This is a genomic window from Gluconobacter sp. Dm-62, assembly GCF_018256155.1.
In the GTDB taxonomy this organism is placed as follows: domain Bacteria; phylum Pseudomonadota; class Alphaproteobacteria; order Acetobacterales; family Acetobacteraceae; genus Gluconobacter.
In genome coordinates, this window is record NZ_JAERLY010000006.1 from 122,798 (window position 1) to 145,365 (window position 22,568).

Genomic DNA, 22,568 nt, shown 5'->3' on the forward strand with positions numbered 1-22,568 from the left:
CACACTCTTTACTATCCAGCCAAGGCCCGCACAGTATGCCTCACGGCGTCCGCAGACCAGTCCATGTTCCCAATGGACTCCGCGACGACCTCCCCTTTCGCGTTCAGGATCAGCGAACGCGGCACGCCATGCAGGGACATGACATCCGGCGTCAGCTCCTTCAGGTCATCGGGACGCACCTGCCGGATGGACTGCACCAGAGCCGTCTGATCCGCCGTCTCCATCATCACGCCCGACACCGGGTCGACCAGAACCGGAAGCGCGTCGATCCCATGGCTGTCATAAAACGCCCGGACCTTAGGAATGGTACTGCCACGCACCGCAACCGCCACGATCTGCGGACCATCCGCATCAAAAGCCTTTGCCACCGCATTCACCGAGGGCAGTTCACGAATGCAGGGCGGGCACCAGGTTGCCCAGAAATGCAGGATGAACGGATTGCCGTACCAGTGCGACAGCGGCACGTCCTGCCCCTGCTCGTTCTGCACGCTCAGCGGCGGCAGAACCTTCGGCACCGCCAGCTTCCCAAAAGAGTTCGGCTCGAAAGCCAGTCCCTTGTCAGCCTCTTCCTTTGCAGCCGTTGCAGCAATGGCCCCTGTTGAGATAGCGCCTCCTGAAACCAGAAGGGCACCGGCCCCTCCCAGAAGATGACGACGTGTCAGCGGAAAAGTCATGTTGGACATCCGTTCCTTCATTGCAGCAGATATGTCATGGCGCGGCTGAGGCAGTCGTCGCAGCCAGAACCCGGCGCACCGCATCGGCCGCCCCGGGACCGGCCCAGTCCAGCGATCCCGCTGCCGTCGCCCGAACGCGTCCTGCATTATCAATCAGGAATGTTACGGGGATGGCAAGCGCTCCGTTCCCGGACAACATTTTCAGATCCTCACCGGTGACCGTCCAGGCGGGCAGCCCGACCACGTCATTGCGCGTCAGAAATGCCTGGATATCGTCCGGTGAACCACTTGAAACCGCAACCGGGATAACCGGACAATCCGCTCCCCATGCTTTCATAAAAGCCGCCAGTCCCGGCAGTTCGTGACGGCACGGCGGGCACCAGGTCGCCCAGACATGCAGCAGAAACGGCGCCCCCCGACGCGAAGCCAGCGCATCGCGCGCGCCGGCCGCGCCGGACAGCCCAAACCCGACAGACCCCGAAACAGCTTTCCCCGGCATCAGACGGTCGATCGGCATCCCCCGTCGCACGACTGTCCCCGCCAGCTTCGAGGCCCCATAACCCACCGCAGCGGCGAGGCCCGCTGTCCCGAAAACAACATTCCGGCGACTGAGCAGACCGGACCTCACGTCGGTTTGGATGCCTGAAGACCTGACAGGATCTTTTCCAGAGAGGCCTGACTGTCCGGCGCGCCCCACGCCATTTCCCCTTCGACGCTGGCCCGCAGTCGCCCCTGCGCATCAATCACGCAGGTCATGGGCAGGCTCGGCTCGCCGGAGGTAAACCACTGGGAAAATTCGTGCTGCCCCTGCGTCCAGGGCGCGATATGCGGCAGATTGCCCTGCGCCAGAAAGATCATGACTTTCGGCAGCGGGCTGGCCACGGCGACCGGGATCACGGGGATGCTTGACCCTGTTTTCTCAATGAACGCATTCAGCGCCGGCAGCTCCACCCTGCATGGCGGGCACCAGGTCGCCCACAGATGCAGAATGAACGGCCGTCCTCGCATCGTGGACAGGGAAAGCGCCGTTCCCCCCGGCCCGGTAAGCTGGAAATTCACTGGTTCCAGCCGGGGTGCGCCGGGCGCGAGCGAGGGGAGCATCGGCTGCACGCCATCAGCGGCACGCGCGGAATTCCCGAGCCCGCAATTGCAGAGGGAGGCTGCCGCAGCTAGGTTGGCCGCTCTTCCAAGAAGGGTTCGCCGGTCGATCTGCTTCCGAATCATCTGTTTACGGTTCCCATGAAAAACGCTCCTGTCGACACACACTCAGATGCCGCTACATCCTTTGAAGGCACCGCCGCCAATCCGCAATGGGGCGGCCGCTTCGCCTCAGGGCCAGCCGCCATCATGGGTGAGATCAACGCCTCCATCGGATTTGACAAAATCCTGTGGCGACAGGACATCCGCGGCTCCCTCGCCCATGCCGCCATGCTCCAGAAGGTCGGCCTGCTGACCGAGACCGAACTGGTCGAGATCCGTCAGGGCCTGGGCGACATCGCACAGGAAATCGGCGAAGGTCGCTTCGAGTTCTCCCCGGCCCTCGAAGACATCCACATGAACATCGAGGCCCGCCTGTCCGAGCGGATCGGCGAGGCCGGAAAGCGTCTGCACACGGCGCGCTCGCGCAACGATCAGGTCGCCACCGATTTCCGCCTCTGGGTCCGCGACGCCATCGACGGCCTTCAGGAGCAGACCGCCGCCCTGATGCGCTCTCTCGCCACCCGCGCGCTCGAACATGCCGCAACGCCGATGCCGGGCTTCACGCATCTTCAGGTCGCCCAGCCGGTCACGTTCGGCCACCATCTTCTGGCCTATGTCGAAATGCTGTCGCGGGACCGTGGCCGTCTGCGCGACGCCCGCGCCCGTCTGAACGAATGTCCGCTCGGCTCGGCCGCCCTTGCCGGTACGTCCTTCCCGATCGACCGCCGCATGACCGCCGCAGCACTAGATTTCGACCGCCCGACCGCCAATTCCCTCGATGCCGTCTCAGACCGTGACTTCGCGCTCGAGTTCCTCTCTGCCCTGTCGCTACAGGCCATGCACCTGTCGCGCCTCGCTGAGGAAATCGTGATGTGGGCCTCCGCGCCCTTCGGGTTCGTCACGCTGTCCGATGCCTTCACGACCGGCTCGTCCATTATGCCGCAAAAGCGCAATCCGGACGCCGCCGAACTCGTCCGCGCCAAGATCGGCCGCATCATGGGCGATTTCGTAGGCCTGCTGACGGTCATGAAGGGCCTGCCCCTCGCCTATGCCAAGGACACGCAGGAAGACAAGGAACCGGTCTTCGACGCGACCGAGGCCATGACGCTCTCGCTGGCCGCCATGGACGGCATGATCCGGGATCTGAAAGCCAACACGCCTCGGATGCGCGAAGTCGCGGGCATGGGCTTCTCCACCGCCACGGACCTCGCAGACTGGCTGGTCCGCGAACTGCGCGTCCCCTTCCGCACCGCCCATCATGTCACCGGCCGTCTGGTCGGCATGGCGGAACAGAAAGGCTGCGATCTGGCCGATCTGTCGCTTGAAGAGATGCAGTCCGTCGAACCGCAGATCAACAAGGGCGTCTTCGATGTTCTGACCGTCGAAGCGTCTCTGGCGTCCCGCACCAGCGAAGGCGGCACCGCCCCGGCCAATGTGAAGCATCAGGCCGAAGCATGGCTCGCAAAACTTGGAGAAACCGCGTGAAAACACTGCTGCTCGTCAGCATGGCGGTCATGGCTCTCAGCCTGACCGCATGCGGCAAAAAAGGCGCCCCGCATGCCCCGGGCCCCTCGCAAGACATTATCTATCCGGGCACATATCCGCCCGAATAAGCGCTCGCCTCCAGAGCCTGCAACACGAGTGGATGGTCCAGAACCTGCCGGGCCGTCCACCCGTCCTGCCGCAGAACCCGCACGCCTTCCGCGCCATCCCGTTTGGACAGCTTCTGCCCGTCCGCGTCCATAATGAGTGCATGATGGGCATAAACCGGTTCTGGCCAGCCCATGAGTTCCTGCAAAACCCGCTGAACTGACGTCGCTTCATACAGATCCCGCCCCCGCGTCACGGTGGTCACACCCTCAAGCGCATCATCATGCGTGACGCACAGATGGTACGACACACCCGTATCCCGCCGCGCCAGAACGATGTCGCCGAACGCATCCGCCTTCCCGATGACGCGCCCGTGCCCGACCTCATGCCAGCCCGGCACCTCCTGCAAAACATCCAGCGCCCTCGCCATATCGAGCCGCCAGACCGGATCACGCCCCTGCCCCCCATGGACGCCACCATGCCGACAGGTTCCCGGATAAACGACACTCCCATCCGGCGCGACCTGCGTTGTCGCCCCGGCAATGTCCCGCCGGGTGCAGAAACATGGATACAGCAGCCCTCGCTCCCGCAAATTGGCCAGCACGGCATGATATTCCGGAAGATGCTCTGACTGCCGCCGGACCGGCCCGTCTGACGACAAACCGAGCCACTCCAGATCCTCACGCAACGCCTGCGTCAGGTCAGGTGTACAGCGCGTTGTATCGATGTCTTCGATACGAATCAGAAACTTCCCGTCCTCCCCCCCCATGATCCGCGAATACAGTCCCGAGACGACATGCCCCAGATGCAGAAACCCCGTGGGACTCGGCGCAAATCGTGTCGTGGCAGGAGGCGTCATGAATGTGTCACCAGCGTTTGCTTGCGGTCCGGGCAGTTTACTGGAATAGTTTTCGCAAAGAAGCCGACGACACGTGTTTTCCCGCTGTTTGTCCCGTTTTCATTCGGCGCCGTAATCCCCACATGTGTCGTCCTTGCAGAAAGGATGCGTGTGGTGTCCGTCAGCGGTCAGCATTTTCCGGCTCTTGTCCTGAACGCGGATTTCCGTCCGCTGTCCTATTTTCCGCTCTCGCTTTGGTCCTGGCAGGAAGCCGTCAAAGCCGTCTTTCTCGATCGCGTCTCGGTCCTTTCGGAATATGAAGATGCCGTGGTCCACTCCCCAAGCCAGAGCATGCGCCTGCCCAGCGTCATAGCGCTGAAAGACTATATTCCCAGCGCCCGCAAACCCGCCTTCACCCGCTTCAACGTTTTCCTGCGGGACAATTTCTCGTGTCAGTACTGCCATGACCGATTGCCCACGCATGAGCTGACCTTCGATCACGTCATCCCCCGCGCCCGCGGCGGCCGGACGACCTGGGAAAACGTCGTTACCGCCTGTAGCCCCTGCAACCTGCTCAAGGGCTCCAAACTACCAAGCGAACTCGGCATGCATCCGCACCGCAAACCGGTGCAACCCAGCAGCCGCTGCCTTCAGGAAAACGGCCGGACCTTCCCGCCCCATTACCTTCACGAAAGCTGGCGCGATTATCTGTACTGGAATACCGAACTCGAAACCTGAGCAGACGTTCTCTCTGTCCAAGTTCTGGTCAATTTCTGGCCAGATTCTGCAAGGATGGACCTCCATGCGCACTGGACTTCTGCTGACGACACTGGCCCTCGGCCTGTCTGTGACGGCTCTCCCCGCTTCCGCCGAAACCCTGCATCTTTTCGGCCCCTTCAAGGGCGAACATGGTGCGACGGCCCCGATCAAGGGCTCGGCCTCCGCCATGCTGGACACCACGAAAAACACGCTGACCTACCGGTTCGAAGATAATGGCCTGTCCGGCCCAGTCACGGCCGCCCATCTGCATGGTCCCGCAGCCGAAGGTCAGGATGCTGGCGTCCTCGCCCCGATCAACGGTCCGTACACAACCCGCATGACCGGAACGCTCCAGCTCACGCCAGATCAGGTGAAAGAAGTTCAGGCCGGTCAGAGCTACATCAATCTCCATACCGAAAAATATCCAGACGGAGAGGCCCGTGCCCAACTCACAACGGATCTGACCGGACATAAACACCACAGCGAATAAACACATTTCCTCAATATGAAAAAAGGCCTGCCCCTACATGGGACAGGCCTTTTTTATTGCCAGACTTCGAAGCGAAAGCTTTTCAGCTTTCGCAGAGCACCTCACTGGCCAGCAGCATTGTCTTTGGCATCCGGAGTTTGGGCCGGACGGCCCGGATCAAGGTCATGAGCCGTTTTTTTCGTCCAGGTGCCGGTATCATGGACGGCCTCTTTAGTGCCGGCCTTGGTTGCTTTCCAGCCCTTTTCGCTTTCGCGGCCAGTCCAGTGCGCTGCATGGGAAACGCCATTTTTCGTGGCATCCCAACCCTTTACACTTTGCGTCTTGGTCCAGTCGGCAGCATCAGACGTCCCATGACGAACCGCGGCCCAGGACTGGCGTACATTCCGGCAAAGATCGGTCTCGCAGGGTTTTTCCGTAGTGGCGGCTGCCTTGGCCGTTGGCGCCACGGCGCCCGGCATGACAGCCAGAGCCGCCAGAAACAAGGTAGCAGAAGAAGAAAGAAACCGGATCGACATCAGAAAACTCCCTGATTTTGAAGAATCTACCCTGTCACTCCTGGAAAGAGCAAACAAGACAGATGGACGAGACAAATAAAAACCCCGCATTCCTGCGGGGTTCCCAAAATCTTTTATCGAATGATCAAATGCAGGATCATTCCCACTCAATCGTTCCAGGCGGCTTGGACGTGATATCGTAAGTGACGCGGTTAATGCCACGCACCTCATTGACGATACGACCCGCAACCCGGTTCAGGAATGCGAAGTCGAACGGATAGACTTCCGCCGTCATACCATCCGTGCTGGTCACGGCACGCAGGGCACAGGCCTGATCGTAGGTCCGGCCATCACCCATGACGCCTACGGTACGCACAGGCAGCAGAACCGCAAAAGCCTGCCAGATCGCATCATACAGCCCGGCACGACGGATTTCCTCAAGATAGATCACATCCACCTTGCGCAGCAGGTCTAGCTTTTCCTTCGTGACGTCACCCGGAATACGGATCGCCAGTCCCGGCCCCGGGAACGGATGCCGCCCGACGATGCTTTCCGGAATACCGAGCTCACGGCCAAGCATGCGGACCTCGTCCTTGAACAGCTCACGCAGCGGCTCGACCAGTTCCATGTTCATACGGTCCGGCAGACCGCCGACATTGTGATGGGACTTGATGGTCACGGACGGACCACCCGAGAAGCTCACGCTCTCGATCACATCCGGATACAGCGTGCCCTGTGCAAGGAACTGCGCGCCACCCAGCTTCGCCGCTTCTTCCTCGAAGACCTCGATGAACAGGCGGCCGATCGTCTTACGCTTGGTTTCCGGGTCCGTCACGCCAGCCAGTTCGCGCAGGAACAGCTCAGACGCATCACGATGAACAAGGCGGATGTTAAAGCGGCCACGGAAGGTCTTGACGACTTCGTCCGTCTCGCCCGTGCGCATGATGCCCGGATCGACGAAAATGCAGGTCAGCTGATCGCCGATCGCATCATGGATCAGCTTGGCGGCAACAGAGCTGTCGACACCGCCCGACAGACCACAGATCACACGCCCCGAACCGACCTGCTTGCGGATGCGGGCGATTTCCAGATCGCGGAAACCCGCCATCGTCCAGGTTCCACTGCAACCCGCAACATTATGCGTGAAGTTGCGGATCAGCGCGGCACCATGGGGCGTGTGCACGACTTCCGGATGGAACTGCACGCCATACAGACGACGCCCCTCATCCGCGATGATCGCGAACGGTGCGCCTTCGGAATGGGCGACAGCGCGGAAACCCGGCGGAAGCTGCGTGACGCGATCGCCATGGCTCATCCAGACCTGCTCGCGCTTGCCGCGCGCCCAGACACCCCGGAACAGCGAGCAGTCTTCGGCAATATCAATATAAGCGCGACCGAATTCGCGGTGCTCGTGGTTCTCAACCTTGCCGCCCAGCATCTGGCACATCGCCTGCTGGCCATAGCAGATCCCCAGCACAGGGCGGTTCAGCGCGAAAACCACTTCCGGAATCGGCGGTGCATTCTCGTCATGCACGCTGGCCGGGCTGCCGGACAGGATGATGCCACGCGGGTTGAAAGCGCGGATCTTTTCCTCAGTCGCGGTATATGGCCAGATCTCGCAGTAAACGCCGCTTTCGCGGACGCGGCGCGCAATGAGCTGCGTCACCTGACTGCCGAAATCCAGAATGAGGATACGGTCTTCGTGAAGAGTTTCGTCGAGCTTTTCGACGGTGCTGGCGTCCTGCTGGGTCAATGTCATGGCCTCGCGTTCCGGTTTCATGGTGCCTTTTGAGGCTCTCCTATAAGGTGTTGTGTCGTCTGCGTCATCCATTCTGCAACATGGAACAGGAACAACATGCGCCTGCCAGCACTTTTCGCCCTCTCCGCCACGGCTCTTCTCGCCGCCTGCGCCGGTACTCCCGACCCCGGACATGATCCGCAGGGCTCATGGGTCGGTGCGCTCGTTACAGATCAGGGCACCTGCCCGACCACACGCCCCTCAACATTGCGGATCCGCGGCAAGGAGATTCTGTTCACACCAGAAGACGGCTCACAGGTTCTGCACGGCACATATACGCCCGGAACCCATCGCTATCATGCCGAACTCGCCATGACGGACATGAACCATCACAACACGGCTGTCGTCTTCAACGGCTACCCCGTCGGACAGGCCATCGGCGGCATTTTCGGCTCGCCGTCATGCCGTGCGCATATCACCATGACGCGGAACTGAAATTTTTTCGAAAGCGGGGTTGTCAGGTCAGTTAAGCCTCTGTAAAACCCCGCCTCACAGCGCACCCGTAGCTCAACTGGATAGAGCACCAGACTACGAATCTGGGGGTTAGAGGTTCAAGTCCTTTCGGGTGCACCACATTGATTTCTCCCCCTTACAATTTATCGGTACTTCAGTGCCGGATACGCTCCAGACAGCGATAGACCTCGTCCCATTCATAGGGCTTGGACAGAAACATCGTGCCTCCTGGCAGCTTCCCCAGATCCTGAATTCGGGTTCCTGACGTCAGAACCAGTCCAATTTCAGGGCGCTGCTCACGGATCAGGCAGGCAAGACCTACCCCATCCATATCGCCAGGCATATTTACGTCAGAAAAGATGGTGCCAATGTCCGGGTGTCGCTCAAGCACCGCCAGCGCTTCGCCCGCATCAGCTGCGAGAGAGGCTTCGTAACCTGCTTCTTCCAGCATATCCGCCGCGAGAAAGCGCAGGAGCGCCTGATCCTCGACAACAAGAACATGCTTTCTGTTAACCCTTTTGGAGTCTCCGCGGGATCCTCCTTTCGGAGTAACGCGCGACGAAGCCTCCTTCATGGACATGACATACATGGCAATCACCTTCCGGGATTGAAAAACCTGTAACACCCAATCTGGCGTCCTGCCCTGTGCAACGTCGCGACCGGGCTTATGTTTGCATGTGTGAATTTTTTCTGACGTGCATCTGACGCATGGGAACCTGAAAAATATTTCCGGGTTCACCGTGGCAAGGGGGCAGCAAACCCGCCGCGCCCTGACGTCGCCAGCACATCAATCCCAACGACAGCCCACTCTCCATCAGACTGCCGCACGAACAGGGGACCGCCACTGTCCCCCCGAGTGGCCGAACAGTCGTGATGGATCAGGCCATTAACAGCCAACCCGTTGATTTGGCATGCGATATCCCCGTACGGAACTTCAGACCGATCCTGTGGATACCCGACCAGCATCGCCTGATCCCCCAGACGCGCGACGCCATAAGGAACAAGATCTCCGGGCGTGACCACCTGCCGATCCAGAATCAGCGTGGCCCGGTCCTCGGGGGCTGTCCCTCCTTCATTGGCAGGGTCGTAGCCGGGAGCAATAACAAACTGTGTCACCTGCGCATGCAGCCGGTATTGCCCCACCGCATATCCCATCAGGACGTGAATATCGCCCGGCTGGATATAATGATGAGTCGCGGGAAGCCAAAGACAATGCGCCGCCGTAACCATCACAGTCGGCGCCACGGCAAATCCGGTGCAACGCCCACCAAGAGACGTCTGAACACGCCCCAGAATTCGCCAGGGCGCCACGTTCACATCCACAACGCTGCGATGACTGTCCGGACCAAGTCCCGGCAGTGCCACCGCCGGAACGGCCAGAGCCCCTCCCCCGGACAGACAGAACATCAGCAGCGCCCCGGCGCGTTTCATCCCAGGTGATCCGGCCCAAATGCATCAGGCAGAAGCTCCGCCAACGTCCGGGTCATGAGCAGTTTCCCCTGCGGATCAATCATGTGAACCGGCAACTCCGGTAACCCGAACTCCCGCAACTTCTGGCGGCATCCGCCGCATGGCGTACACGGCGCGTCCCCGCCTACGATCACGATTTCCTCAATGCGACGCCCGCCACCGCGCACCATAGCGGCAATCGCTCCCGCTTCGGCACAGGTGCCCAGCGGATAGGCGGCATTTTCGACATTGCAGCCAGAGTGGACAACACCCTCACACCGCAGCGCAGCGCCAACCTGAAAGCGCGAATAGGGTGCATAGGCACGCGAACGGGCCTCAAGGGCCTCTCGGATCAGTTCCTGTATCATGCCAATGACATTATCCCCTGCGGGTTCAGCTTGGAACATGCTTCCAAGAGAGATACGGTATCAACATCATGAGTGCACTGCTTCCTTCCGACCCCGCTACCGATCCATCCTTCCACGACATGCTGGAAACCCGCCCCTCCCTGAAGATGGACGCACGGGACGGCCTGCTGTTCGAAGGCGTGCCCCTGCACGTCATCGCAGCCGCGGTCGGCACGCCGTGCTGGATCACGGGAGCCGAAACGCTCCGACGCCGCGCCAAAGCCCTACGTGAGGCGTTCGAAGCCCGGAACCTGCCGGTCAACATGCATTTTGCCATGAAATCGCAGGACCATCAGGCAACCCTGACCATCCTGCGCCAGTGCGGCTACGGTGTGGATATCGTCAGTGGTGGTGAGATGCAGCGCGCACTCCATGCCGGAATCCAGCCCTCGGCCATCGTCTTCTCCGGCGTCGGCAAGTCCGATGCGGAACTGCGGGCTGCCGTCGAGCACGACATCGCACAGGTCAATGTCGAGAGCGTCGAGGAACTGTACCGTCTGGACGAGATTGCCCGCGCCTGCGGCCGCGTCGCCCGCGCTGCCCTGCGTGTTAATCCGGATGTGGACGCCGACACCCACGACAAGATCTCCACCGGCCGCGCCGGAGACAAATTCGGCATTGAGCACCGCCGCGCTGTCGCCTTGTATGGTGAAGCCGCCAGCCTGAAGAACGTCCGCCTCGTCGGGCTGGCCGTCCATCTCGGCAGCCAGATGCTCACCGCAGGCCCCTTCCGCGAAGGCTATATCCGACTGGCCGACATGGTCCGCGAAATCCGCGCGGCCGGTCATACGGTCGAAGCCGTGGACTGCGGCGGTGGCCTCGGAATCCGTTATCGTGACGAAATCGCCCCTTCGCCCGACATGCTCGCCGGCGTCATCGCCGAGACACTTGGCGATCTCGACGTCCGGCTCAGCATCGAGCCCGGCCGCTGGCTCTCCGCGCCGACTGGCCTTCTGCTAACCCGCGTGATTGAAACCAAGGCCGGCAATCCCGATTTCGTCGTGCTCGACGCCGCCATGAACGATCTTGCGCGCCCGTCCCTTTATGAGTCGTGGCACGGCATCATGCCTGTCGCCCCCGCAGGCCTGACCATTCCGACGAAGCTCTGGGACATCGTAGGGCCGGTCTGCGAAAGCAGCGACATTTTCGCCCGCGACCGCGCCCTGCCTGCGGACACAAAGCGCGGCGACCTGATCGCCCTGCTGGATACCGGCGCTTACGGTTCGGTCATGAGTTCGACCTATAATTCCCGCCCATTCGCGGCGCAGGTCCTGATCGACAATGGAAAATGGGAGATCATCCGCCAGCGCCAGAGCGTTGCGGAACTGATCGCTGCCGAAACCGTTCCGGAATGGCTGACAGCTAAGGACGACCATGGCTGAGCCAAACCCGGCCCTTCACCTCAAAGCCCTGCGCCGCAAGGCCCAGCGTATCCTGTGGTGGGAACGCGCGTGGGAGCCCCTGCGCTGGCCCCTGCTTCTGGTCGCGTTCTACGGTCTGGCCTGCCTTGCCCGCATCCCGCAGTCCTTGCCGGACTGGCTGCATACCGCGTTGGAAGTCGGCGTTTTCGGTACGGCTTTGTGGCTAACCATTTCCGGCCTGCGTCGTGTTGCTCCCGTCAGCATCCCCGTGGCCGACCGCCGAATCGAACGTGATTCGGAACTGGCCTACCAGCCCCTCCTCAGCCTGACCGACCGGCCAGCTTATGTCGGAAACGGCGAGCAATCCGCCATCTGGTCCCGCCATGTCGAGCGTGTCACTGCTTCGCTGGGCACATTGCGCGTCGGACTTCCTCATCCTGAAACAAGTCTGCATGAACGTCTCGCGCTCATTGCGGTCCCGCTGGCCATCGCAATTGCCGCACTTCTGGGCGGCACGCATAGCCCTTCTCGGCTTCACGCCGGTCTGATCCCGGGCGTAGACGACGACAGCGTTCCCCTGCCGACCCTTCAGGCCTGGATTGACCGTCCGCCCTATGCACCGGGCGCACCGATCTTTCTCTCTGCCACAGGGCGCAATACGCTCAATGTCCCGCAAGGCGCGATCCTCAACGCCACCATCACGGGCGCCCACGGAAAACCCGGCTTCTCTGGCCTCGCTACCATCGCAGAAAACCGGCTCGACACCGAAAGCTGGAACAGCCACGGCACGCTCCAGCAGTCCGGCACCGTCAGCATCACCGTCCGGGGCCGCACCCTTGGCTCATGGCGCGTCACGGTCGAACCCGACCTTCCCCCGACCGTCACATGGGATGGCAAACCCGGCCCCCAGCAAGACGACTGGCGCACCGGCCTGCCTTGGCACGTCCACCAGACCTACGGCGTCGCTTCCCTTGAAGCCGAAATCAACCTGCCGGGCCTGACACGAGGCCGCATCCTGCGCGTCCCCATCCCCCTCGACGGCCAGCCCAAAGACGCAAAAGGCGTCGCCACGCCAGACCTTTCCTCCGATCCGTTCGCCGGAATGGACGTCGAAGGCCGCCTGCACGCCAAAAGCGCTTCAGGCCGCGAAAGCCGCAGCGATATCGTCAGGTTCCAGATCGGCGCCCGCAAATTCACTGATCCTCTGGCCCGCGCCCTCGTCGCCCTGCGCCGCCGCCTTATGCTCGGCCAGCAACGCGCGTCGCAGGCCGCAGCCGAACTATCCCTTCTGACGCAGACAACCGAGGAACGCTCCATCCTTGCAGCGCTGGGGCTTGAGATCGCGTCCCTTCAGAAAGACGCCCCCGAAGGCTCGGCGGATCGCGTCCCCGGTGACCTCTGGGCACTTGCACTCTATCTAGACGACCTCCGCCGCGACGGGCCTGAAATCGCCGATGCCGCCGCTGAAGTCCGCGCCGCCCAGCAGGGCGTGCAGCAGCAGCTCGACCACATGCGTGATCTGGGGGACAAGGGACACACCCTCCCCGAGCAGGAAGAACTGCAACGCCGAACACAGGCCCTCAAGGACGCCCTGAACCGCCGCATGCAGCTCCTGTTCTCACGCGCGGCCCAGAGCGGCATCATGATGCCGCAATCCGGCACCAGCTCGGCCGATCCGTTCTCCGACGAAATGCGCCGCCTCCAGTCCGAAGCCAATCAGGGCCATGGCGACGAGGCTCTCAAGCGGCTTCAGCAGATGGAAGACATGGCCGAGCGCATGCGTCAGGCCAGCCCCGAAGACCTCAAGGCCCTTGCCGCCCAGATGAAGGCACAGGCCGAAGCACAGGCGCAGCGCGCAGCCCTGCATGATCTCGTTCACCGCGAGACCACCCTGCTCGACCATACACAATCGCGTCTCTCCGCAGCCCAGAAGGCCGCTGCCCCGCCTGATGACGGTAATCCACCCGATGTCAGCAAGATGTCCACGGCAGATCTGCTCCGCCAGCTTGGCATGCAGCCCCCGCCCGGCATGGAACAGCCGGCCAGCACCAAGCCAGCCGCCCCGGTCGATCCGGCAACGGTTGCCGCCCAGTCCGAAGGACGCCGTACGGATCATGCCCTGCAACGCGCCCTCCAGCGCGTCAACGACATCCTGAGCCGCCGCGTCAAGGACCTGACCGGCAAACCCGCCACGGCCTTCGACAAGGCAAAAACGGACATGCAGAGCGCCCGCGAAGCCCTCGCGGACCGCAAGGATGCCGAAGCACAGACAGCCGAACAGAAGGTGCTGGCCGATCTTTCCGAAGCCGGCAAGCAGATGCGCCAGAACCAGAAATCCGGCGGCTCCGGCAAGGGCGGACAGGGCGGCGGCAGCCTGAGCTTTATTCCGTCCGGTGGCGCAGGCGGCTCCGACAAACCCCAGCACGGCGCAAAGGGCCAGCAGGGCGATGACGGCGACCAGCCCCAGGCCGGCGATGAAGACGGCGACGATGATGACCAGAAGGATCAGGATCCGCTGGGCCGCAAACTGGGCGAAGGCGACAAGGGCAAGGATTCCGACGCCCACATTCCGGACAAAAGCGCCCGTGACCGCGCCCGGGACATCGAACGCGAACTCCGCCGCCGCGCCTCGGACCGCACCCGCCCGCAAAGCGAACTGGATTATCTGGAACGGCTCCTCAAATCGTTCTGACACAAGAAAAGCCCGGCGCCATCATGGCACCGGGCTCTCTCACATCCAGCTTCTAGAAGCCCCGGACATAAGCCGCTCTTTCACGCAGCCGCTTTCCCGTTTGCGCGGCCGCCTCAACCTGCGCCGCACCGGGCAAAACCCCATGCATCAAAATCTTCCAGTTGGGATCGGCCACCAGGATCGCGCACAGATCACTCCAGTAGAGTGAGGCATCAAAATGCGAATTGGTACTGTTATGAACCAGTGCCTGCGCCAGATCGGCATGCCCCCTGAAGATCAGATCCAGCATGATCTGCGTGGTTGTAGGCAGGCCCTGCCCCGGCAAATGACGCCGGACTTCCCACATGAATGCTCCGGTTTCGTTCCCAATGGACGCTCCCTTGAAGGCCTGTGAAACAACCGACAACGAGCCCTGCTTTGCCCGGGCCGCATCCAGCGCGAATGTTCCCTTACGCCAGATCACGGGAACCGGTGTGGACACACTATCGGCATCTGAAGCACCGAACGGCATCATCACAGGGATCGCCAGCGAAAACCCGAATGGTCCTGTGGCAGGAGCAGCCTGTGGCGGATATTCAGGCTGCCGACAGTCATGGATCTTCTGAAAATGCGGCAGTTGCGCAAACTGCAACGCAACATAATCTCCGCATAGCCCAGATCCTCCACTAGCCGCATAAAACAGCAGGTCCGGCGCAGCTTCCAACTCCGGCTTCAGCGACGTCCTCCGCCAGAGCGTCGCAATGGAGCCGGGAGCCCCCTCAATATTTTCGGAAACCGGAGCGCCCTTGCCAGTCCAGACGATACAGAACGACTGCGGCCTTCCGGCAGGAGCCTGGCAGGCCCGCCCCTCGACACGCCCTTGCGGACCCGACCACAGAAGCCTGGCCTTTTCGGCAGGTGTGGAAGCAGCATGAGCCGCCCCTCCCCAGATCCCGACGAATAGAAGTGCAAGAGCTGAGGATAGACGCATACTGGTTACCGTTCCCGGAATTACATAATGTTACGGGATACGGTAGAACGGATTCGGCAGAAGGAAAGCCTTTTTCGCAAAGCCACCGCTCAGATCAGAAGGCTGATCTCCCAGACTTGCGATGATCGTATACCCCTTGCGCTCGATGCGCTCGCGGGTCGGTGCTTTGTAGAGCGCGGCATAACCATGAGACGTCATTGGCCGCAGATACAGCCCGTCCCAATGGCTGATCCCCGCCAGATGCAGGTTCCGCTCCGTCGCATCACGCTCGTCTTCATGCCGCCCCGTTACGAAAAACACAGCGACATGATGGGCCTGCGCATCGTTGATCAGCGCCAGCGTGGACGCAAAAGCCGGGGCGCGTCCGCTCTTCTCCCAGGCATCAGCACCACAGGGCCCCTTGGGCAGCGCATCGCATGGACCCGCCGTAATATACCCGAAATTGTCAGCGCGAATCTCATCCCAGTTGGACAGCGTCGTCTCATCGATATCGAGTACGATCGCAGGGCGGCGCGTCTTCACCGCCGTCTGGTCAATCCACTGGCGCGCCTGCGCGATCACCACATCGAAATCGTGCTGATAATCGCCACTGTCGTGATAGGCGCTGGCGGCCAGAATGGCATCACCCACATTCGCAGGCTGTGCGGCCGTAGCAGCCAGAGGCACCATCGCACCACCAACAAACAGGCTGGTGGCGAGCAGGAGAGAACGGATCATGGAGGAGCCACCTTTCGGGACAGAAGAACAAGCCCGACCCCGACCAGGGCCAGAGCCGTTCCGATAACGGAAACACCGCCATAGCCCAACCCCATCGACAGCGCGATACCACCCAGAGCCGCGCCGATCGCGTTCCCGAGGTTGAACGCCCCGATATTCATGGACGATGCCAGCGCCGGCGCGTCATGCGCTGCCTGCATCACCCGCATCTGAAGCGCGGGCATGAGCGCAAACGTGGACGCCCCCCACAGAAGCGATGCAAACAGCGCGCCCGGCACGGTCTGCGCCATCCAGGGGAAGATCAGCATGATGACGCCAAGGATGGGGAAAAAGACCAGCAGGCTCCCGTCCAGAGACTTGTCCGCACTCCGACCACCCACGGCGTTGCCGATGGAGAACCCGACACCCGTGAGCATCAGCGCCACGGTAATGACCGTCGGGCTGGCATGGGTGATGTGTTCAAGGATCGGCGCGATATAGGTGTAGAGTACGAACATCGCCCCCGCCCCGATCGCGGTCGTCAGCAGCGCCAGCAGAACATTGGCCTTCACCAGAACCCGCAGCTCACGCCCGACTTCCGGAGCCGGACCAACCTCACGGGCCGGCAACGCAAGCTGCACCGCCAGCATGGTTACGAGACCCAGCGTCGCTGTCACGGCAAAGGCGCTGTGCCAGCCGAAATTCAGTCCCAGCCACGTCGCCGCCGGAACACCGATGATGTTGGCGATCGTCAGCCCCATGAACATGGACGCCACCGCACTCGCGCGCCGCGAGGGTGCCACAGATAAGGAAGCTTCGACCGCGCCGAGACCGAAAAACGCCCCATGCGCCAGACTGGTCAGGACGCGGGCGGCAAACAGCAGTTCATAACTGTTGGAAACGGCAGACAGCAGATTTCCGGCTACATACAGCCCCATGAGCAGGATCAGGGCCAACTTGCGCCGAAAACGTGCCATCAGCAGCGTGATGACGGGCGCGCCGATCATCACGCCCATCGCATAGGCCGTCACCAGACCGCCGGCCTTGGGCACGCTGACCTGAAGACCATGGGCGATGACGGGCAGAAGGCCCATCGGGGTAAATTCTGTCGTGCCGATGGCAAACGCACCAACGGCGAGCGACAGCAGTGGCCAGTTTGGTGGCGATTTCGCTGCCAGTTTCAAGACCGGTCTCCGGGAATGCAGATTGTTCGAGATTGATCGAACCCTGCCATACCCGAAATCCCGGAACAACCAAAAGTTGTTTTACATCATGCCGTTGGGATGCTCGCCCATGTCCATACCATCCATGATCATGGTCTTGTGATGCGGATCATCGAGATGACAGGAATGATCCTGAAGCTCCTCCCCCGATCCGTGGTCGAACACATGCGCCATGTCATCCAGCAGGATGAACCCGCCATGCTTGGCCGGCGTAATGACGAGCGTATGGATGGACATGTCGTCGGCGGCAATCACCCGGAACGGTGACGGGTCCAGCGATGCCACGATCCGCGCCCGATAGGGATGCCCGTACAGCGACACGAGCGACCAGGTCTCGGTGATCATGTTCTTGTCGAGTTCGCCGCGCGCATAGGAGGTCAGGCAGTCCAGATGGATGTGCAACTGGTCCTGCGTGCGCCCCGGACGCGAATTGATGGCCATCGACAGATGGGAGTCAGGAATTTCAAACCCGTAGGACTGCGCCACATGCGCACGCTCGCCCCAGGCTTCCGCGAAATAGTTCGGCGTCTCGGGCTTCAGCAGAACGGGATCTTCAACGCCCGGAACCTTCTGCGTCGGGATCACGAGATACTGTCCGCGCCCGGTATGATCCTTGAGCAGGGCGTAACCGTCCTTCTCATCATAAACCGTACACGGCTTGTGCGCCGCATCCGCAGCGCAGCGACCGTGCACGACCTTCCACAGCGCGCCCCGGTCATGGGATTTTCCGCATCCCGAAAGACCGAACATGACCACTGCCGCGACAAGACCAACCCTGCCTGCCGTCCCGTAATTCCGCAAACTCATTCTTCCCTTACCTGACATTCAAGCTGCATCGCAGCCGCCAGCCTCTCGAAACGACGACGGACCGCACTGCCTGCCGCCCGGACGCTGCGCGCGCCCAGAACCAGCACGAGCGTTCCGTCTTCCACGAGGAGCCTGCACTCATCCAGCAGAACCTTCGTTCCTGCACAGAGTGTATAGGCCAGCCGGAGCGCCAGACCCAACCGTACCGCCCGCTCGATCTCCGAACGCGACAGAAGCTGACGGGAGGGTTCGATCAGGGGAGAATCCATCGAGACTTCATAACGCACGGCCAGTGTGAGCCCGATGAAAGCTCGCGCGCTGTGGTCAAAGCCTACGCCATGACCATGCATCACACGCCGGTAGGTCTGCTCCGCCCGATATTCGGGGTGATCGTAGGACCCGATATCGGACAGCATGCAGGCCAGTTCGCGCAGCCGCTTCTGTGTCCGCGTCTCGTCCCGAAACAGCGGTGCCGTCCAGCTCACCAGCGGGCCAGCCAGCGACGCACTGCGCGCGAGACGATTGGCCATTTCTCCTGCCAGATCCGTCATCGGGTCAAGATCTGCCACCGAGGACGCCACATGGCGCATGTACCAGCCCTCACGCAGCCCATCGACGCTGAACACGACCTTGGACGGACGCACACGCTCCATCAGACAGCGCAGCACGACTGCCGCGAAAGGGGCATCCGCCAGACGCTTGCGCGGTGCACCGGGCATTTTCTCAAGGGTTCGCTTGGGCGAACTGATCACCCAGTCCGCCATTTCCCGCGCTTCCCCTTCCGAAAGGGTAAACAGATGCACGAGGTTCAGCGGATACTGCGTCCGCGCAATCTGCAGACGCGCCAGCGCACGAAACGCCCCGCCCACCAGATAAAGCGGGCGGCCCGTCATGCCCGGAAGCCAGTTCACGGCGGCCAGAAGCTCATTCGCGATTTCAGCCGCACGCTCGATGCTGCCCTTCGCGCGGTCATGCAGTCGGATCACACCCAGCTTGGTCGTCACGGCCTCAAAATACTGACCGTCAGCCACATGGATCAGCTCAAGTGACCCACCACCGATATCGGCCACCAGCCCGTTCGCTTCCGGCAGACCGCACAGAACGCCACGCGCCGCGTAATCGGCCTCTTCCGTCCCTTCCAGAACCCGGATCGGCACGCCCGGCATCCGGGCACGGATCGCATCGACAAAGTCCGGACCGTTGGTGGCATCACGGACGGCAGCTGTAGCCAGAACCTCGAAAGGCTCGGCGCCCATCGCACGGGCGACGGTGTGGAACCGCCCGAGCACGTCCATCGCCAGCGCCACGCCTTCGTCATTGAGGCGCCCGGTCGCATCCAGACCACGCCCCAGCTTGAGCGTGACCTTCTCGTTGAAGATCGGAAGGGGGTTGCGTGTAACCCCTTCAAAAACAACCAGCCGGACCGAGTTTGAACCAAGATCGACAATTGCGGAACGCTGTGAAGATGAGGACATGAAAATCAGTCTTCCAAAATCCTGTCGGGCCGCTCACGGGGGCGATGTGCCTCCGGAAGGACCTTCTCCCGCGCAGCCGAGCCTCGGCCGGACAGGGACGGATTGTTCATGAAGTATTCGTGGGCGGAGAACGGATGTGCGCCCGGCGAAACCCGATGCCAGTAGCCGTCCCTCGTGAGCGTCCAGCTCTGAAGGTTGTCCTTGATGTTCATCGTCATGATCTGGCCAAGAATCTGCGCATGGACCGTCGGGTTCGTGATGGGCACCATGGCTTCTACCCTCCAGTCCATGTTCCGCACCATCCAGTCTGCGGAAGAAATGAAAACTTTTGCCTTCGCAGACGGCATCCGATGGCCGTTTCCAAAGGCAAAAACCCGCGCATGCTCCAGAAAACGCCCGACAATCGACTTGATCTCGATATTATCGGAAAGCCCTGGCACACCCGGCCGCAAACAGCAGATTCCCCGGATGATTCCGATGATCTTCACTCCGGCCTGGGAGGCTTCGTAGAGCTTGTCGATCAGTTCGGCGTCCACAAGGCTGTTCATCTTCAGCCAGATCCGCCCCGGCCGCCCCGCCTTCGCATGATCGATTTCATCATGGATGAGCTGTTCGAGCGTCGAGCGGATCGTGATGGGTGAAAACGCCAGCGCATCCATTTTCGCGGGGGTGGCATAGCCCGTCATGTAGTTGAACAGGCGTGCCGAATCCGACGCCAGCTTCGGGTCGCAGGTGAAGAACGACAGATCCGTATAAATCCGCGCCGTGATTGGATGGTAGTTGCCGGTCCCGAAATGTGCGTAAGACCGCAGCGAACCGTTCTCGCGACGGACCACAAGGCTCAGCTTGGCATGCGTCTTGAGATGTGCGAACCCGAATACCACCTGCACGCCCGCCGCTTCCAGCGCACGGGACAGGCGGATATTGGCTTCCTCATCAAACCGCGCCCGAAGCTCGACCATCGCCGTGACCGACTTTCCGGCCTCTGCCGCCTCGATCAGCGCATGCACGATCGGGCTGTCGCGGGACGTGCGGTACAGCGTCTGCTTGATCGCCAGCACATTCGGATCGAGAGCAGCCTGACGCAGGAACTGCACGACAACATCGAAGCTCTCGAACGGATGGTGGACCAGCATGTCCTTCGCCCGGATCGCGGCGAAACAGTCGCCATCATAGTCCAGAACGCGCTCGGGAAAGCGCGGCGTATAGGGCGGAAACACCAGATCCGGACGGTCATCCACGATCAGCTGCTTGAGATCGGTCACACCGACGAGACATGGCAGGACAACGACGTCCTCTTCACCCACGCCAAGCTCATCGCCCATCTCACGACCCAGCGTATCCGGCAGCTTGCGATCCAGTGCGAGATGAATGCATACGCCGCGCCGACGCTGCTTCAGCGCCGTCTCATAAGACCGCACCAAATCCTCGGCCTCGTCCTCGAACTCCACATCCGTATCGCGGATCACGCGCAGCACACCCGCCGCCCCGATCACCAGCCCCGGAAACAGACGCCCGGCGAACAGCGTGATGAGGTCTTCAAGCAGCACAAACCGGATCTGGTCCGGCGTTTCCTGCCCTTCCTTCAGTCGTGCTGGCAGACGCAGGAACCGGGGCACCTGCGCCGGAAGCAGGATCAGACCATCCATGACATGCGCCGAGGATGCCGCGTCCTTCAGACGCATATGTAGCGCCAGACCCATATTAGGAATGAACGGTAGCGGATGGGACGGATCGACCGCCATAGGCGTCAGCACCGGGAAGACGCGCTCATCAAATAATGTGGACAGCTGTGCCAGGTCCGTCTCATCCAGCGAGTCGGTCGGCAGGATGACGATCCCTGCCTCCTTCAGCTCCCCTTCCAGCACATGCCAGACGCGCTGCTGCTCAGCCAGAAGATGCCGCGCCTTCTGTCGGACCTGCGCAAGCTGCTGGATAGGCGTCAGCCCGTCAGGGCTTCGGACGACCATACCCTCACGCACCTGCCCCACAAGCCCGGCCACACGCACCGAATAGAACTCGTCGAGATTGCTGGAGCTGATGGACAAAAACCGCACACGCTCCAGAAGCGGATTGCGGGTATTCTCGGCCTCATCGATGACACGCTGGTTGAAGTCCAGCCAGGACAGCTCCCGGTTCAGGAACCGCTCCGGCGATGTCGGCATATGCGCATAATCTTCAGCACGGACTGCAGGCGTCTGACGACGGCGACTGCGGTTCTGGGCCGGGGTTACTGCACTGCGGGGCTTGCGGGGGGAACGGCGGCGCGGAGCCGGCCGGGAATCTTCAGTCGTCACGATGGGGTCTTCCGGAACACACAGAAATACAGATTGCGCAAAGGGTCGTGCCGCAGGATGGGCATGTCAAACGGAGTTTTTGTGTCAGTCCCATGACGCTCCGGAACACATCCGCGACAGGGCACATCTTCCTTACCCCTCAGGCGTCAGCAGATCCGGCAGCATCTCCAGTGCCAGCGCCCGCGTGATAGGCTGCTTGCGCGCCAGAGCCGCTTCGTCCAGCCGCTCTACCGCCGAAACCAGCGCATTGCCCGTCCGCGGAAGATGACGCCACAGCCACTCCGTCACCGACTGCGACACAACAAGCTGCCGGTCCGCCAGCAGTGACAGCAACAGCGTCGCCCGCAGATCATCCTCAGGCTCCCCGGTCGCGGTGGTCGCGGTTGCCCGAAGACGGCTGGCCAGATCGGGCAGCATGAAATGATTGCGGGACGGCGGCAGCCGCCCTGCCATCAGAACCCGGTCGCCCTGCGAAAATGCATCGTTCAACAGATGCAGCATGGTCGCCTCGTCCCCCGGCGAATCGGCGTTGTCGATCGCCAGATTTCCCTGAACCCGGATCCGCCCCCCGGCGGAAGACGTGGAAAACAGACGCGCATCCAGCACCGTGGCGTCATGTTCATGCGCCCAGGCCGTCAGAAGATGCGTCTTGCCTGTCCCCGAAGGCCCCCAGAGCCAGAGACGCCCATCCGGCCACTGGCTCCGCGCCAGCCAGGCCCTTGCCGCCGCATTGGACGGACCATTAATGAAACGCTCCGACGTCATGGCCGTCACCCGACGCAGCGGAAACGCCATCTGAACGGCCGCCTGCCCTCCCGAAACCCCGTCCACATCCCGTTTCGTCATCGCAGGCCCCTTTTTCATGCCGTTCCGCCTTCAAACAGGCGTTCCGCCA

General features: G+C 61.8%; 22 protein-coding genes and 1 tRNA gene. 7 read left to right on the forward strand and 16 right to left on the reverse strand.

From position 1 onward, the window contains the following. Positions 1–11: 11 nt before the first annotated feature. Genes JK202_RS08580 through JK202_RS08590 form a run of 3 tightly spaced genes read right to left on the reverse strand, consistent with a single transcriptional unit; the run spans position 12 to position 1,898 of the window. Entirely contained in the window at positions 12–674 is a 663-nt protein-coding gene (locus JK202_RS08580; RefSeq protein ID WP_211560166.1) for a TlpA disulfide reductase family protein, read from the reverse strand. Positions 675–708: 34 nt separating this feature from the next. After that, on the reverse strand, positions 709–1,302 hold the full coding sequence (locus tag JK202_RS08585) for a TlpA disulfide reductase family protein (RefSeq protein WP_211560168.1): 594 nt from the start codon (positions 1,300–1,302) through the stop codon (positions 709–711). Next, positions 1,299–1,898, reverse strand: coding sequence for a TlpA disulfide reductase family protein (locus tag JK202_RS08590; RefSeq protein WP_211560170.1), 600 nt, complete (start codon positions 1,896–1,898; stop codon positions 1,299–1,301). The genes JK202_RS08585 and JK202_RS08590 overlap by 4 nt, the downstream gene beginning before the upstream one ends. A gap of 15 nt (positions 1,899–1,913) precedes the next feature. Here JK202_RS08590 and argH point away from each other — a divergent pair, with 15 nt between their 5' ends. After that, a complete protein-coding gene (gene argH / locus JK202_RS08595; RefSeq protein WP_211560172.1) occupies positions 1,914–3,359 on the forward strand; it encodes an argininosuccinate lyase in 1,446 nt (481 codons plus the stop codon). A gap of 100 nt (positions 3,360–3,459) precedes the next feature. Here argH and gluQRS read toward each other — a convergent pair whose 3' ends face one another. After that, a complete protein-coding gene (gluQRS, locus tag JK202_RS08600; RefSeq protein ID WP_211560173.1) occupies positions 3,460–4,323 on the reverse strand; it encodes a tRNA glutamyl-Q(34) synthetase GluQRS in 864 nt (287 codons plus the stop codon). Between the two features lie 144 nt (positions 4,324–4,467). Between gluQRS and JK202_RS08605 the strand changes: the two genes are divergently transcribed. Together JK202_RS08605 and JK202_RS08610 are read left to right on the forward strand one after the other, a co-directional pair. Continuing rightward, complete coding sequence (locus JK202_RS08605; RefSeq protein WP_211560176.1) at positions 4,468–5,040, forward strand: HNH endonuclease; 573 nt, start codon at positions 4,468–4,470, stop codon at positions 5,038–5,040. Between the two features lie 64 nt (positions 5,041–5,104). Continuing rightward, a complete protein-coding gene (locus JK202_RS08610) occupies positions 5,105–5,551 on the forward strand; it encodes a CHRD domain-containing protein (RefSeq protein WP_211560177.1) in 447 nt (148 codons plus the stop codon). A gap of 101 nt (positions 5,552–5,652) precedes the next feature. On the opposite strand, the gene JK202_RS08615 is transcribed toward JK202_RS08610, so the two are convergent. After that, a complete protein-coding gene (locus JK202_RS08615; protein WP_211560179.1) occupies positions 5,653–6,066 on the reverse strand; it encodes a hypothetical protein in 414 nt (137 codons plus the stop codon). A gap of 136 nt (positions 6,067–6,202) precedes the next feature. Next, entirely contained in the window at positions 6,203–7,804 is a 1,602-nt protein-coding gene (gene guaA / locus JK202_RS08620) for a glutamine-hydrolyzing GMP synthase (protein WP_211560181.1), read from the reverse strand. Between the two features lie 96 nt (positions 7,805–7,900). Here guaA and JK202_RS08625 point away from each other — a divergent pair, with 96 nt between their 5' ends. Together JK202_RS08625 and JK202_RS08630 are read left to right on the forward strand one after the other, a co-directional pair. Further along, positions 7,901–8,278 (forward strand): hypothetical protein, encoded by a 378-nt coding sequence (locus tag JK202_RS08625; protein WP_211560183.1) that lies wholly within the window; start codon positions 7,901–7,903, stop codon positions 8,276–8,278. Positions 8,279–8,339: 61 nt separating this feature from the next. Then, positions 8,340–8,416, forward strand: a tRNA-Arg gene (locus JK202_RS08630). 34 nt (positions 8,417–8,450) lie between these two features. On the opposite strand, the gene JK202_RS08635 is transcribed toward JK202_RS08630, so the two are convergent. From JK202_RS08635 to JK202_RS08645, 3 genes are all read right to left on the reverse strand, one after another. Further along, positions 8,451–8,885 (reverse strand): response regulator, encoded by a 435-nt coding sequence (locus tag JK202_RS08635; protein WP_211560185.1) that lies wholly within the window; start codon positions 8,883–8,885, stop codon positions 8,451–8,453. 146 nt (positions 8,886–9,031) lie between these two features. Next, positions 9,032–9,727 (reverse strand): serine protease, encoded by a 696-nt coding sequence (locus JK202_RS08640; RefSeq protein ID WP_249199832.1) that lies wholly within the window; start codon positions 9,725–9,727, stop codon positions 9,032–9,034. Then, on the reverse strand, positions 9,724–10,113 hold the full coding sequence (locus JK202_RS08645; protein WP_211560187.1) for a cytidine deaminase: 390 nt from the start codon (positions 10,111–10,113) through the stop codon (positions 9,724–9,726). Before JK202_RS08645 ends, JK202_RS08640 begins: the two co-directional genes overlap by 4 nt. Positions 10,114–10,181: 68 nt before the next feature. Between JK202_RS08645 and lysA the strand changes: the two genes are divergently transcribed. Both lysA and JK202_RS08655 read left to right on the forward strand, forming a co-directional pair. Continuing rightward, positions 10,182–11,534, forward strand: a complete 1,353-nt coding sequence (lysA, locus tag JK202_RS08650) for a diaminopimelate decarboxylase (RefSeq protein ID WP_211560189.1) — start codon at positions 10,182–10,184, stop codon at positions 11,532–11,534. Next, complete coding sequence (locus JK202_RS08655; RefSeq protein WP_211560191.1) at positions 11,527–14,205, forward strand: DUF4175 domain-containing protein; 2,679 nt, start codon at positions 11,527–11,529, stop codon at positions 14,203–14,205. Before lysA ends, JK202_RS08655 begins: the two co-directional genes overlap by 8 nt. A 52-nt stretch (positions 14,206–14,257) precedes the next feature. Here JK202_RS08655 and JK202_RS08660 read toward each other — a convergent pair whose 3' ends face one another. The 7 genes from JK202_RS08660 to JK202_RS08690 form a co-directional block, all read right to left on the reverse strand. Continuing rightward, complete coding sequence (locus JK202_RS08660; protein WP_211560193.1) at positions 14,258–15,175, reverse strand: hypothetical protein; 918 nt, start codon at positions 15,173–15,175, stop codon at positions 14,258–14,260. A gap of 30 nt (positions 15,176–15,205) precedes the next feature. Then, the gene (locus JK202_RS08665; RefSeq protein WP_211560196.1) at positions 15,206–15,892 is read right to left on the reverse strand and encodes an HAD family acid phosphatase; all 687 of its coding nucleotides are present in this window, start codon (positions 15,890–15,892) and stop codon (positions 15,206–15,208) included. Continuing rightward, a complete protein-coding gene (locus JK202_RS08670) occupies positions 15,889–17,055 on the reverse strand; it encodes an MFS transporter (RefSeq protein ID WP_211560197.1) in 1,167 nt (388 codons plus the stop codon). Before JK202_RS08670 ends, JK202_RS08665 begins: the two co-directional genes overlap by 4 nt. A gap of 81 nt (positions 17,056–17,136) precedes the next feature. Continuing rightward, a complete protein-coding gene (locus JK202_RS08675; protein ID WP_211560199.1) occupies positions 17,137–17,901 on the reverse strand; it encodes a CDP-diacylglycerol diphosphatase in 765 nt (254 codons plus the stop codon). Then, on the reverse strand, positions 17,898–19,376 hold the full coding sequence (locus JK202_RS08680; protein ID WP_211560201.1) for a Ppx/GppA family phosphatase: 1,479 nt from the start codon (positions 19,374–19,376) through the stop codon (positions 17,898–17,900). Before JK202_RS08680 ends, JK202_RS08675 begins: the two co-directional genes overlap by 4 nt. Before the next feature lie 5 nt (positions 19,377–19,381). Next, on the reverse strand, positions 19,382–21,541 hold the full coding sequence (locus JK202_RS08685; protein ID WP_249199851.1) for an RNA degradosome polyphosphate kinase: 2,160 nt from the start codon (positions 21,539–21,541) through the stop codon (positions 19,382–19,384). 264 nt (positions 21,542–21,805) lie between these two features. Then, entirely contained in the window at positions 21,806–22,519 is a 714-nt protein-coding gene (locus JK202_RS08690) for a DnaA ATPase domain-containing protein (protein WP_211560288.1), read from the reverse strand. Positions 22,520–22,568 lie beyond the last annotated feature (49 nt).